The following is a 15,693-nucleotide window of genomic DNA, read 5'->3' on the forward strand; positions in this document are numbered from 1 at the left end:
GAACTTCCGCCAACACCGCTCGTCGCCTCGAATCCCTTCAGCCTTCGCTGGCCAGCATCACCCGCTGAGCCAGTTGCGTGCGTTCAACGGGGCGCCGCGCCTGCCAGTAATATCGCTTCCAGTAGACGTTATCCAGACGGGACAACTTCACGCCCTGTGACGCCGAGGCGTGAAGGAAGTAGCCGTCCCCCACGTAGACGCCAACATGATTGTAGGGCCCCGGCGGTCGGAAGAAGACCAGATCACCGGCCTTGAGATTCGTTTCCGTCACCCGACTTCCTTCCAGCACCTGCTCTTCCGTCGTACGCGGCAACTCGAAAGAGAAGGCTTCTCCGAACACATGTTGCATCAACGCGGAGCAATCGATACCCCGGTGTGTCGTTCCGCCAAGCACGTAGGGCGTCCCGACCCAGCGCTGATGCTCATCCAGCAGCGCCCGACGAATCACCGTTGGAGAGACAACCTGCGGCCGGAAGTCCTGCAGCGTCTGGGGGGGCGGCGGAACATCCCGAGGGATACTGACCGCAACGGTTCGAGATTTGACCAGTGGAAGTGAATACTGAGCGTTTACCTGTTGTTGTTTTACAGGAGCAGTGCAACCGGAAATGACCATCGCCAGTGCCAGCCCCATGGCTGTGCGTCTTAGCATTCAGCGAGCCTCGTTCGCCTGTGAGCCGTCACGGGCACCGCCTAACTTCACGGCAACTCATGGGGAGTCACCTGGCGAAATGGAGTCGCTGTGGTGGTGACACACCTCGACGAGGTGTCACCGCCAGAACGGCCTGTATTCGGCTCTGATAATCGGACAGAAAAAAGCCACGACCTCACTTGGCAGCGGGCGTAGCACAGCGGGATCATATGTCATTAAAACCGCTTTGGCGAGAGCTGTTGATCAACAAACCGCGTCAATGAAGCTGGCGGGACTCACCCGGCAGGATATCGACATGGAACGATGTCCAGTGAGTCATGGCGCAGCCGGGGAAATCGAGGCTTGCCCAGGCACCGGCCAACAGAGGCGATGCCTCGAGCCACGCAGTCAACGCCTCCCGAAAACGCAGCAGAAACGCCTCGCGCTCGGGGGTGTCGTCCATGAAAAATCCGAACCCGCTGTACAGTCCTTCGGCATAGTCCTGCCAGCTGCTGTAGTGGCGCTCCGCCAGCTGCAATGCCGTATCCAGATAGCGGGAGAGCCGCGCCTCGTCGAGCCAGTCGAGCTGACGCCCGGCCAAGGCCAGATCGACCAACTGGGCGATATCCCAGGCCGTCATGTCCTGATCGTTACAGTGACAGGCGTTATCCCTTACATGCTTGAGCCGCAAAAGATGCACCCGATCCTCTTCTGCGCACTCACCCGATTCGAGGATCGCGATTTCCGCTTTCAGCCGGGTTCGGTTCAGAGTGTAGGGCGCGTAGTTGACCTGATAGTCCTGGCGATCGCCCGCTTCAACGAGAAAGTCCAGAAAGTCGACGAGGCCGCGAGCCCCCTGCAACGCATACTGATGCTCTATCCACTCTCCCAGCGCCTCCTGATCTTGCGGCGCCAGAGGCTGCGGCGCCTGCCATAGAGCCTCGTTGAGCGGGCCCGCCAGCGATATCGCCGTGAACCGCCTCAGTGTCGGCCTCACGCCCGGCTCCAGCCAAGTCAGTGACCGAGACGGCGTCAGCCAGTGGAACGGCGATCCCGGATCGCGACGATGCCAGGCGATGTCGTCCGCCAGCGAGACCTCGTCTGGCGTCTCATCCTGACTCAATACGATTTCCCAGGCATGCCACGCCGACAGCATGCGCAACGGATCGCTGTAGAAGCGACTCAGCACGTCACATAGCGACTGCGCCAACGCTTCGATCTCTGTAGCCGGATAGCGGCCGCTGTCGGACGCCATCACCAGATAGAACGCATATTTTTCCGCCATCGAGATCGTCGCCGCATGATCGGCACAGGCGGCCAGTCGCTGCGACGAGCCCCGCGGGAGCTTGCGGCCTGCGATATGACGAGAATCGGCAGCCAATTGATTGAGATGGTGGGCCTGGGCCGGCATCCAGAATCGGGCCAGCCCCGCGGCCCCTTCCTCGCGACGCAACCCCAGGACATCCTCGAGATAGCGTTCGGCATCCTGGATTCGCGCCTGTCCCAGCGGCTCATCGAGATGTCGACGATGGATCAGATCGGGATCGCGAATCGAGGCAACGGTCAAAACCCAACTGCCGGCCCCTTCACGATGCTGCCGGACGAGCTCACGCGCTGCCTGGCGCTGTTCATCTCCCAGGATCCGGGACAATGGCATCTTCCAAGGAGTGACAGCAGCGCCGAGCAGATCGGCCCAATCCCGTTCGAAACTGTCTCGCAGGTCGCGACCTTCGAACAGGCTGCGGCCGCGTTGATAAGCCTGCGCAATCGCTTCCCAGTCAGCATAGCGCTGCTGCAAAAGATCGATCGCATGGGCCGCAAAACTCTCCGCCTCCGATGCCGAAAGCCAACCGGCGCAGTAGCCGAGATAAGCCTGATCGACCAGCCGAAGCCAGTCCCACGCGGCCCAGTCCGACGGCTCCTGATCATCCAGGAAACGTAGCAACACCCGGCCGTAATCCTGCTGGTCATTCAACCCGGACAACCACTCTGCACGAGTTTCAGGGCCCTGCCGCGCGACTCGAACTGCATCCATCTCCCAGCCATAGCGGTGACCCTGGCCGGCGAGCCAGAACAGCAGGGACTTGAGCTCATCCCGACCATTGACCTCTCCCTGCTCACGCAGCAACGCTTGATGCTGCCGGCGTTCATCAGAGGAAGATTCGATTGGCCAGGCCAGCACGGGTGCCATGGCGGCCCTGGCCCGCCACAAATCGGTGGGCCAGAGCGGAACCACTGCCTCGATCGATCCCAGACGGTGTCGAAGCTTCAGCCAGGAAACGCCTCGCTGCTGACGTTCCCGAACCAGCAGTTCCTGCCCGGCGGCGTCCAGTGCCGGGTCGTTCAGAGGCGCCAGCGCCTGCAGCCAGGCCTTGAGCGTCGAAAAGCTCTTCACGATGTCGCTCGCCAAGGCGAGAAGCCAGGCTTCATCGGTACGCTCAGGAACCCATCCGACCACACTGCCCAGCGCAAGCAGTTCGAGCCCTGCCAAGCGCGAAAGCGGCAGACCGTCCGCACTCGCAGCCTCCTCCCACAAGCGCCATGCAAACTCGTCACGCCCACCGACGCCTAGCGACAGCAAGCGCTCGAACGCCTGATCGGCGCTGAGTGCGAAGCGTGGATCGCTGACAAGGGGCCAACCACAAAGCGTCAGTTGCTGAGCCCACCACGGGACGAGAAGTTCGCTCAAGAGAGACCTCGTGCAAGGAGAAACGGCTTGCGCTTACCTGCCGGAATGATTCAGTGGCAGGGCGCGTGCGGCGGCATAGTATACCGGAAAGGTCGGCGTGCGCCGATGGCTCGGCGCACGGCGGAACGGCGGGGAGATCTAGCTCAACTTCTCGGTATGGGAACGCGATGTGCTGCCGAGCAGATGACGTAACAGGAATTTTCTGACGCGTACCACGAACTGTTCCTGGAAAAGCACGCAGAAGCATACCGTCATCAAGAGGAACAGCGGATACAGCCAGAGATGCAACTCCCCCGCCGCGGCCAGGCAGCCCTGAAAATCCGTCAAGCACAGTTCAGGATCGCCGGACATTACCCGCTCGACGCGCGAGAACACCGCATAAAGCGGGACATGCAGCGCAAACATCGGCAGCGAGGCGCCCCCCAGCCGGGACGCCCAACGCATCAACCGAGGACTACGGGGCTCACCCCAATGTGCCGCCACATAGATCAACGCCAGCTGGGCCGGTAGCAGCAGACCATTGTGCAACGCGTAGTACCAGGCGTGGCCCAACCCCAGCAAGTAGACCGCGAGAACGACACTGACCGCCACCACCGCCAGCGTCAGGCAGCACTGGGAGAACGACATCAGCCGTCCTTGCGCCTTGCGCTGCGCGTAGAACGTGCACAGCAGAATACCGGCGGCAAACTCGGGCAGTCGAATCAGGGGGTTGCGATGCAGGATGCCGGTTTCCGGGACACCGTAATCCGTCGTCAGAATGACATACAGCGGCGGGATCAGGTAGATCAGGTTGACCAGCACCATGGCGCGACGCGGGTGCGCTATCCGGCGCAGTCGAGGCGCCAGCCACGGGAACGTCAGATAAAAGAAAAAGAGTGCCGATATCGACCAGGAGGGCGGATTGAAGGTCAGGTAAAGAGGATTCCACGCATGCAACAATGTGAGGTTGAGCAGCAGATTGATGCCGGTTTCCAGCGACCCCATAGTGTGATTGAGGCTTTTCCAGTCGAGCTGCCCGATGTCGTTGTTGACGTCGTAGACCACGAATTGCAGCGAGATATCACTGTCCCCCGGCGCAATCGCCAGATAGCCGACCAGCGCCGAGACTGTCATGGCAAGAACCAGCGACCCGATGTGGATGGGATAGAGATTCGAGAAACGTTTCAGCCAGAAGCTTCTGGGCGGTTCGCGCATCTGATACGACGAATCGAGATAGACGTGCGTCAGTAGAAAGCCTGACAGCACGAAGAAGGCACTGGTCGAGAAAAACCCGATATCGGTCACGTAGTGAGACCAATCGCGTATGGAAGGATAGTTATGAAGCGTATGGAAGATGACGATATAAAGGCCGAGCAGAAAACGCAGCCATTCGAGCCCAATGAAGCGTTCTTTGCGCGTGGCGGTCGTTGAATCAGGCATCCGTTGCAGATCTCTGGCCGTCAAAAGGCGCTAGTGTACCTGATTCCGTTGGTTAAACGTGCCGCCGACCTTCAACAGTATCGTCGAGTACGTTTTCTTCACGAGAAAGCCGCGCAATCGCGCGGCTTTCTGTGTTGAGCGTCGATCGATACGGCACTCGCCTAGGCTTTTTTGACCTTGGCCACGATCCACAACAGTATGATGGCACCGATGGTCGCAACGACCAGAGAGCCGATCAGGCCGTTCGACGACAGTCCCAGCAGACTGAACAGGAAACCGCCGATCACGGCCCCGACGATGCCGACGACGATATTGCCCAGGATACCGAAACCACCGCCACGCATGACTTTCCCGGCGATCCAGCCAGCGATGCCACCGATAATCAGCCACAAGATAAAGCCCATAGTCTTACTCCTTGATTCCCTTCAGGGTGAACAGTCGACAATGCGTTGTTAACGCTGCCTTGCTTAAGCGTAGTCACCAATCGATGAATCTTCGAAGACTGCGACGAAAAACGGGCCGGATGTTGCCGGCCCGTTCTCCAGTCACGTGCTCCCGGAGTTCATGATCAACCGAATGCCGGTACCCGCAGGGATGCCCGCGACGGCAGGCCATGCTGATGCCAGGAGCGATGGGCATCGCCATCTTCCCAAACTCTCCAGTGGAGCTGAGACAGCATGACCGGGTCGTCCAGGAATGCCAGGCGTTCGAGATTGTTCATCGATGCCGGTCCCTGCGTGACGGCCCGTGTCACGCGCTCGTGGCGCCTGCGCTTCAGCGGGGCAGCCTGCGCATGACGCGAAGTGCCCAGCGCCGTCGCCAAGGCATTGGATACCGGATCCACCACGACTTGAATGAAGTTCGGCGTCGGCGCGGCCGCGTTCATTCTCCCCAAGTAGCGCACCATCCGGCGCAACACCCGCGGCGGATGAGTCTCTTCGGGAATTCGGAACAGCCTGGCTCGGAAGCAGGCGCTACCCAGAGACACGCGACTCGATAGCGTCGACACCGGGATCGATATCATCATCGCGCCCACGATCGGTGACAGCCACCACAAAAAGGTTGGCTCCATGAAGTAGACGCCCACGGCCCAGACGGCACCGATGACGGTCTGACTCCAATGATTGCGAATCGCATCCCCCCAGGTCGTGTCACTGTTCTCACGGGACGGTGATCGCCACTGGATCGCCCAGCCCATGATCGAGGTCAGCACGAAGCGGGTGTGGAACAGCATGCGTACCGGCGCCAAGGCCATCGAGAACAGGGATTCCAGCACCATGCTCGCCAGCAACTTGAACGGTCCGCCAAACTGGCGACTCCCCTGAACCCACACCAGGATCACGCTGAGCACCTTGGGCAGGAACAGTAGCGTCGCGGTCGCGCCAAAGAGCCCGACGGCAAGCGTCGGATTCCACTGCGGCCACACGGGGAACATCATCCCCGGCTCCGGGAAATAGTTGGGCGTACTCAGGGTGTGGACGGCGAGTAGTGCCGTCGACAACACCAAGAACAGAAACCAGAGCGGCGCCGAGATGTAGGACATCAACCCCGTCAGGAACACGGCCCGATGCACCGGATGGATTCCCTTGGACAGAAACAGCCGGAAGTTCATCAGGTTGCCGTGACACCAACGGCGATCGCGGCCGAGCTCCTCGAGCAGGTTCGGCGGCATCTCCTCGTAACTTCCTTCCAGCTCGTAGGCGATCCACACACCCCAGCCGGCACGCCGCATCAGCGCCGCTTCGACGAAGTCATGAGAAAGAATCTCCCCGGACATCGACCCCTTGCCGGGCAACGGCGCCAACATGCAGTGCTGCATGAAAGGTGCCATGCGAATGATGGCGTTATGCCCCCAATAGTGCGATTCACCCAGCTGCCAGAAGTGAAGGCCGGCCGTGAACAGAGGCCCGTAGACACGGGTGGCGAACTGCTGCATCCGTGCGTACAGGTTCATGCGTCCGGAGGCACGTGGTGCCGTCTGCACGATGCCGGCATCCGGATGCGCCTCCATCATCTGGACCAGACGAGTCAGACAGGCGCCACTCATGACGCTGTCGGCGTCGAGCACCAGCATGTAGCGGTAGAGCGCGCCCCACCGCCGGCAGAAGTCATCGAGATTGCCGCTCTTGCGTTTCACGCGACGCTGACGTCGGCGGTAAAACACCTGCCCGAAAGCTTCCATGTCCCGGCACAAAGCCAACCAGGCGTGGGTTTCCTGGATCGCGATATCGGGGTCGAATGTATCGCTCAGGATGAACACGTCGAAATGCCGGCCGTTGCCGCTCTGGCGAATCGATTCGATGGTCGCCCGGACACCGGCGAAGACGCGTGGCACGTCTTCATTGCAGATAGGCACCAGCAACGCCGTGCGCGCCTCCTCCGCGATCGGTTCATCGCCGACCTCGGAATCGATGGCGTATCGGTCACGCCCCCGAAGCAACTGAAAGAAGCCCATCAACGCGGTCCAGAACCCCGCGGACACCCAGGCGAACAGCAGGACGAACAACGAGAGAATGGCAATCTCGAGCCACTGCTGCCCTTGTCCCGGCAACACCGTTCGCATCTGGTTGGCGGCGATGATGCTCTGGCCAAAAATCAGCACCAGCAGCACCCAGCGCCTGGCACTCGCGATCATCTGCCAGCGTGGCGCCGGTTTGCTCTCGCGGTGTTTACGCCGGAAACCGCGGCCAGCCCAGCTCCTGGAGCGCTGACCGAACCGCACGAAGGGGTTGGTCGACCATGCTTCCGGTGCCAAGGGCGTCCGTTTCAGCGGCGGGGCCGTCTTTACGCGCGTGACCCCGTGCGCATCGGTGCTCAGGATCTCGGGCGGTGCCAGCGGCGGTTCCGCATAGGCAAGAGCCAGCCGGCGTCCTACCGAACTGGCGGCCGGGTCGTCGTCATCGACCTCGCCACCGCCCAACGCCGCATGCAGCGACGCCATGTCGTGAGTGTCCAGGTCGCTGGAGAGCAGCTTACGCCGCTCGTCACGACTCTGGGCTTCCAGCGCCAGCCGTTCCAGGTAGTGTTCGGCCGACGCCATCCGTGAGGCGGGCGTCGCTTCAGCCATTGGCAGGCAGCCGGTAATACCAGGTTTCGGATACCCGCTTCTCGCCCTGATTCAGATAGGCGCGAATATCCAGCGGCTTCGCGTTGTCGCTGCGCTTGATCTTGACGAAGACGCGCCAGCCGCCGGTCGCGGTGTTGCGCTCGGCGTGACTGTCTACCAGCTCGCCGTTGTCGCCGACACTGGCCTGGACGCTCAGGTTGGCATCGTCATCGAGTCCGGAGAGCGAGGGACCCTCGAAATCCAGTACGAAAGCCAGAGAACCGTCGGCCTCTCGAACCAGGTTGTCTTTACGCACCTCGCCGCGAGAACGACGGGTCTGATCGACCCACGCCAGCGATGGGTCGAGGTAGCGACTTTCGTCCTTGGTCACGGTGAAGCGATAATCGTAGTCCAACGGTTGATCAGGCTGCGGCGCGGTTTCCGGCAACCACATCGAGACGATGTTGTCGTTGGTTTCGTTGGGCGTCGGAATCTGGATCAACTCGATCTTACCCGCACCCCATTCGTTCTGCGGCTCGACCCAGGCACTCGGACGCAGGTCGTAACGGCTGTCCAGATCCTGATAGCTGTCGAAATCGTGACCGCGCTGCATCAAGCCGTAGCCACGGAGGCGTGGCGTTGCCTGCTCGTTGATCATCAATTTCGCCGGGTTGGCCAGCGGACGCCAGGTCCAGCCGCTCTGGGAGTCGCTGATCAGCAAGCCGTTGGAGTCATGAATGGCCGGGCGGTAGTTCACCGTCTCCGAAGGCTGTTCCGGGCCATACAGGTACATGCTGGTGAGCGGCGCCACACCGAGCTTCTCGACGGAACGGCGCAGGAAGATTCGGGATTTGACGTCGACGACCGTATCGGCGCCGGGGCGCAGGACGAATCGATAGGCGCCGGTCAAACTGGGAGAGTCCAGCAGCGCGAAAATCGTCAGGTACTGGCTCGTCTGGCTCGGCTTCACGACCCAGAATTCCTTGAACCGCGGGAACTCCTCGCCGGAGGGCAAACCCGTATCGATGGCAAGACCGCGCCCGGAAACCCCATAGACCTGGTCTTTACCTATGACGCGGAAATAGCTTGCGCCGAGGAAAACCATCGTCTCGTCTTTACGATCCGCCTGATTGAGGGCGTAATTGACCTTGAAGCCCGCGATACCCAGGTTTTCATCATCGTTGACGCCATCCGGCAGATCGAGATTGCCGTAGGTGAAATCATCAGGCTTGTAGGTGAAATCGTGCACGCCCTGATCGTCGACGCTGTGGAGCTGGATAGCGCTGTCGTAGTGCATGCCTTCGTGGAAGAAGCTCAGGGTGAAAGGCACCCCGTCCCCGCTCCAGACATCCCGGTCACGCTTGTACTGGATCTGCTCGTACTGGCCATAATCCAGATTACGCAGCGCGTCCGGCAGGTTTTTTTCGGGTTCGCTATAACCCTGCTTTGAAAGGTCCTCGGCTTTCTTCGCGACATCATCGAAACCAAAAGCCAACACATTTTGGGCGATACCGCTGAGCAGCAACCCGGTCAGGGCTACTACCGGAAGAAGCGCCTTGCGTTTTTCAAGGTTACTCCGCCGGATCGATGCACTCACACTCATACTCCTGTCATAACTATCTTGGCCGATATCGACGAGCTCGAAGCGTTCAAGGCCGTACATACCGATACTGAGATGATTAGCCGTACTGAGCCAATTTGACCACGTCACTGGAACCCAGCGCGCGGACGCTACTCACGATGAAAGACGACGAGATAGCGAAGCCTCCGTGCTTCGTACTGCCGCAGTCTAGCATACGCTACACTACGGACACGGAAAGACCACCGTGCCGGCCTCGGATTGCGCTGACGCGCTGTTCACTCATGCTCCGCTAGTGCAGACCCGGTTCACCGATGGACGAGGCCGACGAATGCGTATCGAATCGTACCTCAATCAAGCGATCATGGCGGCCGGGGTACGTCGTTGGCTGGGCATAATGGCGTATCTGGTCATTTTCAGCTACCCCCTTACCCAAGCTGAACGCCTCTATCGCGATGATATCTGGCGGAGCTTTCATGGGGAAATGGGGTGGGTCTCCAATGGTCGCCCGCTCTCCAGCCTGTTCGCCCTGCTCGTCAATGGTGGCCCGCGCCTTGCCGATATCGCGCCGCTGCCGCTATGGCTGGGGCTGGCTGCCGTTGCCTCCTCGATTCTGTTGTGGCGCCGCCGCCTGCTGGCATTTGATACGGGTTATGCCTGGCTGGCGATGTTGATTCTGGTCGTACAGCCGTTTTTCCTACAAAACCTCTCCTATCATTTCGACGCGATGCCCATGGCGCTGGCATTGGCGTGCGCCATCACCGGGATTGCCTGCGCCCTGAATCCCCGCGAGCACCAGCGTTGGCAGGCACGATTTCGCTGGCTGGCCGGTGGGGCCGGTATCCTGGCATCGCTGTTTTTCTACCAGCCCGCGGCCAACGTCTACTTTGTCCTGCTCGCGTTTCACGTCCTCTTGAGCGTCTCCCATCAGGGCCGACCGGACTGGCCCCGACACCTGGGCGCCCTGGCCGCGGGGTTAATGGCACTGATGATATCGAAATTCGTCTCCGCGCTGCTGATTGCCGGCGACTACAGCGTGCAGCACAGCAAACTGGCGCCGCTCGACCAGCTGCCCTTGCATCTGGTCGCTCAGACCGGACGGTTCTGGCACTACGTCGCCAGCATGCTGGATCCGCCGACCGGGTGGCTGTTCCTCGGCTTGGCTGTCGTGGTGCCGCTCGGCCTGGTGATCGCCGCGGTTCGACAGCGCAACGCTGTCGGACTGGCGGTGATGATCCTGGTGCTGGCCTGTCTGCCCCTGGGCGGACTGGGTTTTCTCACGGCGCTCGCCAGCCCCATCTGGCAACCCCGGGTGATGATGGGCTTCGGCGCGGTATATGCCGGCCTGCTGTTCTGTGCGCTGCACTGGCTGTGGCGATCACGCCGACCCACCGCCGGATGGTCGCTGCTGGGCTGGCCGCTCGTGGTGGTGGCGCTCGGCACGCCTCTGACTCTCGCCTACGCCTACGGCAACGCACAGCGCCAACAGGCGCTCTTCGCCGACGACGTCTCGATGAGATTGATCGACGATCTCGCCACGCAGCCTTCTCCCGCAGCGCTGATCATCGAAGGGTCTTTGCCCCTCACGCGCGCGACGCGCAGCGCGATCACCGTACATCCTCTGCTCGGCGAGCTGATTCGCCCCTATCTCGATAACGGCTACTGGTGGGGCTATCAGGATCTCTATCGTCGCGGACTCTCCTCCGCTTTCGAACTGGGGGACGATCCGGCGCTGCGCCGACGCTTCGAAGTTCAATGCCGAGACTTGACGCCGCTGGCCCGGCGCGCCTGGTACACGCTCTATCGGTTCGAGCAGAGCTACGTGGTCTCCTTCGAGTCCCCCTGTCACCACACCCTGACGACGACGGAACTCCCGCTCGACGACTGAGCCGGTCCTGGCAGCGTCATCTTTTCGATGATCGATCTCTCGACCACGCCATCAGCGATAGCTGGTCTCTCGACGTGCCTTGACCTCGAGGGATCCACAAACGCCCAAGCTCAAAATCCACAAACGCCTAAACATTGGACGAGCTATGTCAGACAAATGGCGAATAGCGGTTTGACGCCAGTTACCTGAAACTGCCGGGGTAATGTGGCGGCGGCGTCTTGGAGAGCCGCCACCGGGATGCATTCAACAAGGACACCTTCCAATGCATGCATGGACTCTGATCTCGTTTTTGTTCTTTACGGGGTTGGTCGCCTTGATCACCTGGCGTATCACTCACCGTGACGATCTCAGCAATACGCGCGGCTACTTTCTCGCCGGGCGCAGCCTCAGTTTCCCGCTGATCGCGGGCTCTCTGCTGATGACCAACCTCTCGACGGAACAGATGGTCGGGCTGAATGGCGCAGCCTTCTCCGACGGGTTGAGCGTCATGGCCTGGGAAGTCGTTGCCGTCGTCGCTCTGGTGCTGCTGGCGCTGTTCTTTCTGCCTCGCTTCCTGCGCAGCGGTATCGCCACCGTTCCACAACTGTTGCAGGAACGGTTTGGCCCGACGACGCAACTGATCTGCAACGTCATCTTCCTGGTCGCCTACGCGGTCATCCTGTTGCCGATCATTCTCTACTCAGGTGCCGTCGGTCTTCAGGGCATGCTGGATCTGCCGGTACTCACAGGTATCGAGTCCAGCACCACGCTGCTGTGGCTGACGGTCTGGGGTGTCGGCATCATCGGCGCGATCTACGCCCTGTTCGGCGGCCTGCGAACGGTCGCCGTCTCCGATACCATCAATGCCATCGGCCTGCTGGTTGGCGGTTTCCTGATCGTTTATCTAGGTCTCAACGCCGCCGGCGACGGCAACGGTATCGCTGCCGGCTGGCAGGCTATCCAGCAGGCCCAGCCTGAACGCCTGAACTCCCTGGGTCGGCCGGATCAGCAGGTTCCCTGGCCGACACTGTTTACCGGCGTTTTCCTGATCAACCTGTTCTACTGGTCCACCAACCAGCAGATCATTCAGCGTACCTTCGCCGCCAAGAGCCTTTCCGAAGGCCAGAAAGGCGTGCTGCTGACAGGTTTCCTGAAGCTGCTCGGTCCGCTTTATCTGGTGCTCCCGGGCATCATCGCCTACCAGCTCTATGCCGATGAAGGCATCGCCGGCGATCAGGCCTATGGCTACCTGGTCTTCCATCTGCTGCCGCCCTGGCTGACCGGCTTCTTCGCCGCCGTCATGGTCGGCGCCATCCTGTCGTCGTTCAATTCGGCCCTGAACAGCACCACGACGCTCTTCAGCCTGGGTATCTACAAAGGGATCTTCAAGAAGGAAGCGAGCGAGCAGCAGGTGGTCAACGCCGGCAAGATCTTCGGTTGGGTGATGGCTGTCGCAGCCATGGTGATCGCCCCGCTGCTGGCCGGTCAGGACAGTCTTTTCGACTACCTGCAAACGATGAATGCGATCTACTTCATTCCGATTCTCGCCGTGGTGATCGTGGGTCTGCTGACCAAGCGAGTGCCGGAGTCCGCTGCCATCTTTGGCCTGATCGGCGGCATCGTGATGATTGCGGCTGGCTACTTCGTACCGCCCTTCAATGGCATTCTGGAGATCACCAACCAGTATCATTTCGTGGCCGGCGTCTTCGTGGTGCTGGTGCTCGGCATGCTAGTGATCGGCAGGATCGCGCCGCGCCGCGAAGCTTGGGTCCACGAGGACGTCAAGGCGGTCGATCTGACGCCCTGGAAAGGAGCGGTGCCGGTAGCGATCGTGCTGCTGATCCTGGTCTTCGCCATCTACTTCGCCTTCGCCGGCTAGACCGACCTTGCGCATGACCGCCGCCCCGCTTCTGCGGGGCGGCTTCATTTCCATTCGCGCTCTTGCCCCGCCCCCCTTCCGCCCGCACATATCGTTTACCATACGATCAGGTTTCATTCGGGAAGAAGCGATGCGCAGACAACTGACACATGAAGTTCAGAACCTGATCGACCGCGGGCGGGATCGTCAGCTGCGCCTGGCGGTCACCGGCCTGTCGCGTGCCGGCAAGACGGCGTTCTTGACCTCGCTGGTCAATCAGCTGCGTCATGCGGGTATCGACGCCCGTCTCGATCTGCTCAAGTCCGCCCGCGACGAGCGTCTGCTGGGCGCCCAGCGAGTCTCGCAACCCGATCTCGGCATCCCGCGTTTTCCCTACGATGAAGCCATGACTTCGCTCGGGTCGACACCGCCGCGCTGGCCGGAGCCGACCCGCGGCATCAGCGAGCTGCGCCTGCAGCTACGCTACAAGACGCGGCGCGTGCGTGGATTATTGGGCGATACCGCGACGCTGACGCTGGATCTGATCGACTACCCCGGTGAATGGCTGCTGGACCTGCCGCTGCTGGAACACGATTTCCTCAGCTGGAGTGCAGCCCAGCTTGCCAGCATGGGCCCGGAACGTCGGCAGTATGCCGAGACCTGGCAAAAATCCGTCGCCGAACATTCAGCCGACGAAACGGTGGATGAGTCGCGTCTGGCCGAACTCGCCGAGCGCTACGCCGTCTCCTTGCGCCAAGCGCGAGAGGCCGGATTCTCTCATCTGCAACCGGGCCGCTTTCTGTTGCCAGGCGATCTGCAGGGGGCGCCGGTGCTGCAGTTCTTTCCGCTACCCGGCGTCGGCGAAAGTGACCGCCAGAGACTGGAATCGCTGCCCGCCTCCAGCCTTTACCAGACACTGAAGACGCGTTTCCGCTTCTACCAGCAGCATGTGGTCAAACCCTTCTATCGCGACTATTTTCGCCGCTTCGATCGCCAGATCGTGCTGGTCGACGTACTCGGCGCGCTCAACGCCGGGCCGGAGCGCTTCGAGGATCTGTCGCGGGCGCTCGCGACCTTGATGCGAAGCTTCGACTACGGCAAGCGCAGTCTGCTGAACCGGCTGTTCTCGCCGCGCATCGATCGCCTGGCGATAGCCGCCACCAAGGCGGACCACGTCACGCCGGACCAGCACGCCAATCTGGTCACGCTGCTCGAATCGCTGCTAGCCGACCCGATCAAGGATCTGCGCTATGCCGATGTCCCGGTACGCGCTTTTTCGCTGGCCTCGATCCGAGCCACCGAACCGCGTGAAGTCGACAACGACGGCAAGCGCCAGCCGGCACTGCGTGGCCATGGTCTCGACGGAGAGCCACTGCTGGTCTATCCCGGCGACGTCCCGGCCAAGCTGCCGGAGCCGACGTTCTGGCAACGCCAGGGGTTCGCTTTCACGGGTTTCCGACCGCCGCCGTCAACAGCGGCCGCGCTGCCCCATATCCGTATGGATGCCGCCATGGAATGGCTGATAGGAGACAAACTGCGATGAGCGATCCACGCCCCGGACAACGCTTCGCCTTCGACGAGCCGCCGACGCCAGCCGACGACACCTCGCTCCACGGCGCCCAGGTCTACCTGCCCACTCAGGCCAGCGATCCGTATACCGCAGCCGACGACCAGGAATCACCCGCTCTCGACGCCGCCGTCAAACCACCGCGCAAACGGCGCTGGGGGTTGATGGCGATCGTGGGTGCCACGCTGGGCCTGGGCACGATCGAGGCGGTGCAGTCGCTTTACACTTCGGCTCTTGGCGGTGACTGGCTCTCAGGCGCCTGGAGCATGGTTGCGCTACTCGCAGTGGGGCTGGGCGCCAAGGCGCTATGCGGCGAACTGTGGCGGCTGCGCAAGCTGCGCCGGCATGCACGCCTGCGTCAGCAACTGGACGACGAGTGGGTCGACGACACGACGGATGCGCACAAGGACCCTGCTGCACTGGCCGATGAGCTCCGCAGCCAGATGGGGCTTTCCAAGGATCATCCGCACTGGCAATCCTTCCTGCATGCCCACGAGGCACACCACACCGCGCAGGAGACACGCGAACTGATCGCGTATCACATTCTCAACCCCCGCGATCAGGCGGCACGGCGACTGGTGACCCGGATGTCCAGCGAGACCGCCGTCATGGTGGCCGTCAGCCCGTTGACACTGGTGGACATGCTGCTGATGGCGTGGCGCAACATCGCCATGCTCGATCGGATTGCCGCGCTTTACGGATTGCAGCTCGGCTATGCCAGCCGTCTGCGGCTTTTCAGGGAAGTACTGCGCAACATGGCGTTTGCGGGCGCCAGCGAAATGATCAGCGACGCCGGCATGGATCTGCTGTCGATGAACCTGGCCGCCAAGCTATCCACGCGCGCGGGGCAGGGTCTGGGCGCCGGGTTGCTGACGGCACGCCTGGGCCTTCGCGCCATGCGCACCACCCGGCCGATCGCCTTCGCGCGCGACGAACAGCCGCGTCTCGCCGATCTTCGGCGCGAAGTGTGGCAGCAGCTACGCAGACTGGACGATGGCTCGAAAGCGGAGTGAGGCGATACCTTTCCGACGAGCTTTCGG

Annotated in this window: 10 protein-coding genes; 4 read left to right on the top strand and 6 right to left on the bottom strand. The window is 61.5% G+C overall.

Annotated features, from left to right (window positions below):
• Positions 1–37: 37 nt before the first annotated feature.
• The 6 genes from BTW07_RS09345 to BTW07_RS09370 all read right to left on the bottom strand — a co-directional run bounded on the left by BTW07_RS09345 (position 38) and on the right by BTW07_RS09370 (position 9,379).
• Positions 38–649 (bottom strand): C40 family peptidase, encoded by a 612-nt coding sequence (locus tag BTW07_RS09345; protein ID WP_075569911.1) that lies wholly within the window; start codon positions 647–649, stop codon positions 38–40.
• Between the two features lie 256 nt (positions 650–905).
• On the bottom strand, positions 906–3,317 hold the full coding sequence (locus BTW07_RS09350; RefSeq protein ID WP_075569912.1) for a DUF1266 domain-containing protein: 2,412 nt from the start codon (positions 3,315–3,317) through the stop codon (positions 906–908).
• A gap of 138 nt (positions 3,318–3,455) precedes the next feature.
• Positions 3,456–4,736, bottom strand: a complete 1,281-nt coding sequence (locus BTW07_RS09355) for an acyltransferase family protein (protein ID WP_075569913.1) — start codon at positions 4,734–4,736, stop codon at positions 3,456–3,458.
• A gap of 161 nt (positions 4,737–4,897) precedes the next feature.
• Entirely contained in the window at positions 4,898–5,140 is a 243-nt protein-coding gene (locus tag BTW07_RS09360; RefSeq protein ID WP_071233199.1) for a GlsB/YeaQ/YmgE family stress response membrane protein, read from the bottom strand.
• A gap of 164 nt (positions 5,141–5,304) precedes the next feature.
• Positions 5,305–7,803 (bottom strand): glucans biosynthesis glucosyltransferase MdoH, encoded by a 2,499-nt coding sequence (gene mdoH, locus BTW07_RS09365; protein WP_075569914.1) that lies wholly within the window; start codon positions 7,801–7,803, stop codon positions 5,305–5,307.
• Positions 7,796–9,379, bottom strand: coding sequence for a glucan biosynthesis protein G (locus BTW07_RS09370; protein ID WP_244158340.1), 1,584 nt, complete (start codon positions 9,377–9,379; stop codon positions 7,796–7,798). The genes mdoH and BTW07_RS09370 overlap by 8 nt, the downstream gene beginning before the upstream one ends.
• A 313-nt stretch (positions 9,380–9,692) precedes the next feature.
• On the opposite strand from BTW07_RS09370, the gene BTW07_RS09375 reads away from it, so the two are divergent.
• The 4 genes from BTW07_RS09375 to BTW07_RS09390 all read left to right on the top strand — a co-directional run bounded on the left by BTW07_RS09375 (position 9,693) and on the right by BTW07_RS09390 (position 15,666).
• Complete coding sequence (locus tag BTW07_RS09375; RefSeq protein ID WP_075569915.1) at positions 9,693–11,249, top strand: glucosyltransferase domain-containing protein; 1,557 nt, start codon at positions 9,693–9,695, stop codon at positions 11,247–11,249.
• Between the two features lie 262 nt (positions 11,250–11,511).
• A complete protein-coding gene (locus BTW07_RS09380; RefSeq protein WP_075569916.1) occupies positions 11,512–13,107 on the top strand; it encodes a solute:sodium symporter family transporter in 1,596 nt (531 codons plus the stop codon).
• Between the two features lie 130 nt (positions 13,108–13,237).
• On the top strand, positions 13,238–14,629 hold the full coding sequence (locus BTW07_RS09385) for a YcjX family GTP-binding protein (RefSeq protein WP_075569917.1): 1,392 nt from the start codon (positions 13,238–13,240) through the stop codon (positions 14,627–14,629).
• Positions 14,626–15,666, top strand: coding sequence for a YcjF family protein (locus BTW07_RS09390; protein WP_075569918.1), 1,041 nt, complete (start codon positions 14,626–14,628; stop codon positions 15,664–15,666). Before BTW07_RS09385 ends, BTW07_RS09390 begins: the two co-directional genes overlap by 4 nt.
• Positions 15,667–15,693 lie beyond the last annotated feature (27 nt).

It is taken from the genome of Salinicola socius, assembly GCF_001937195.1.
GTDB classification, from domain to species: Bacteria; Pseudomonadota; Gammaproteobacteria; order Pseudomonadales; family Halomonadaceae; genus Salinicola; species Salinicola socius.

Bases quoted from the DNA above. Each gene is read 5' to 3' on its own strand.
- BTW07_RS09345 (WP_075569911.1), bottom strand. From the start codon at position 649: ATGCTAAGACGCACAGCCATGGGGCTGGCACTGGCGATGGTCATTTCC.
- BTW07_RS09355 (WP_075569913.1), bottom strand. From the start codon at position 4,736: ATGCCTGATTCAACGACCGCCACGCGCAAAGAACGCTTCATTGGGCTC.
- BTW07_RS09360 (WP_071233199.1), bottom strand. From the start codon at position 5,140: ATGGGCTTTATCTTGTGGCTGATTATCGGTGGCATCGCTGGCTGGATC.
- mdoH (WP_075569914.1), bottom strand. From the start codon at position 7,803: ATGGCTGAAGCGACGCCCGCCTCACGGATGGCGTCGGCCGAACACTAC.
- BTW07_RS09375 (WP_075569915.1), top strand. From the start codon at position 9,693: ATGCGTATCGAATCGTACCTCAATCAAGCGATCATGGCGGCCGGGGTA.
- BTW07_RS09380 (WP_075569916.1), top strand. From the start codon at position 11,512: ATGCATGCATGGACTCTGATCTCGTTTTTGTTCTTTACGGGGTTGGTC.
- BTW07_RS09385 (WP_075569917.1), top strand. From the start codon at position 13,238: ATGCGCAGACAACTGACACATGAAGTTCAGAACCTGATCGACCGCGGG.
- BTW07_RS09390 (WP_075569918.1), top strand. From the start codon at position 14,626: ATGAGCGATCCACGCCCCGGACAACGCTTCGCCTTCGACGAGCCGCCG.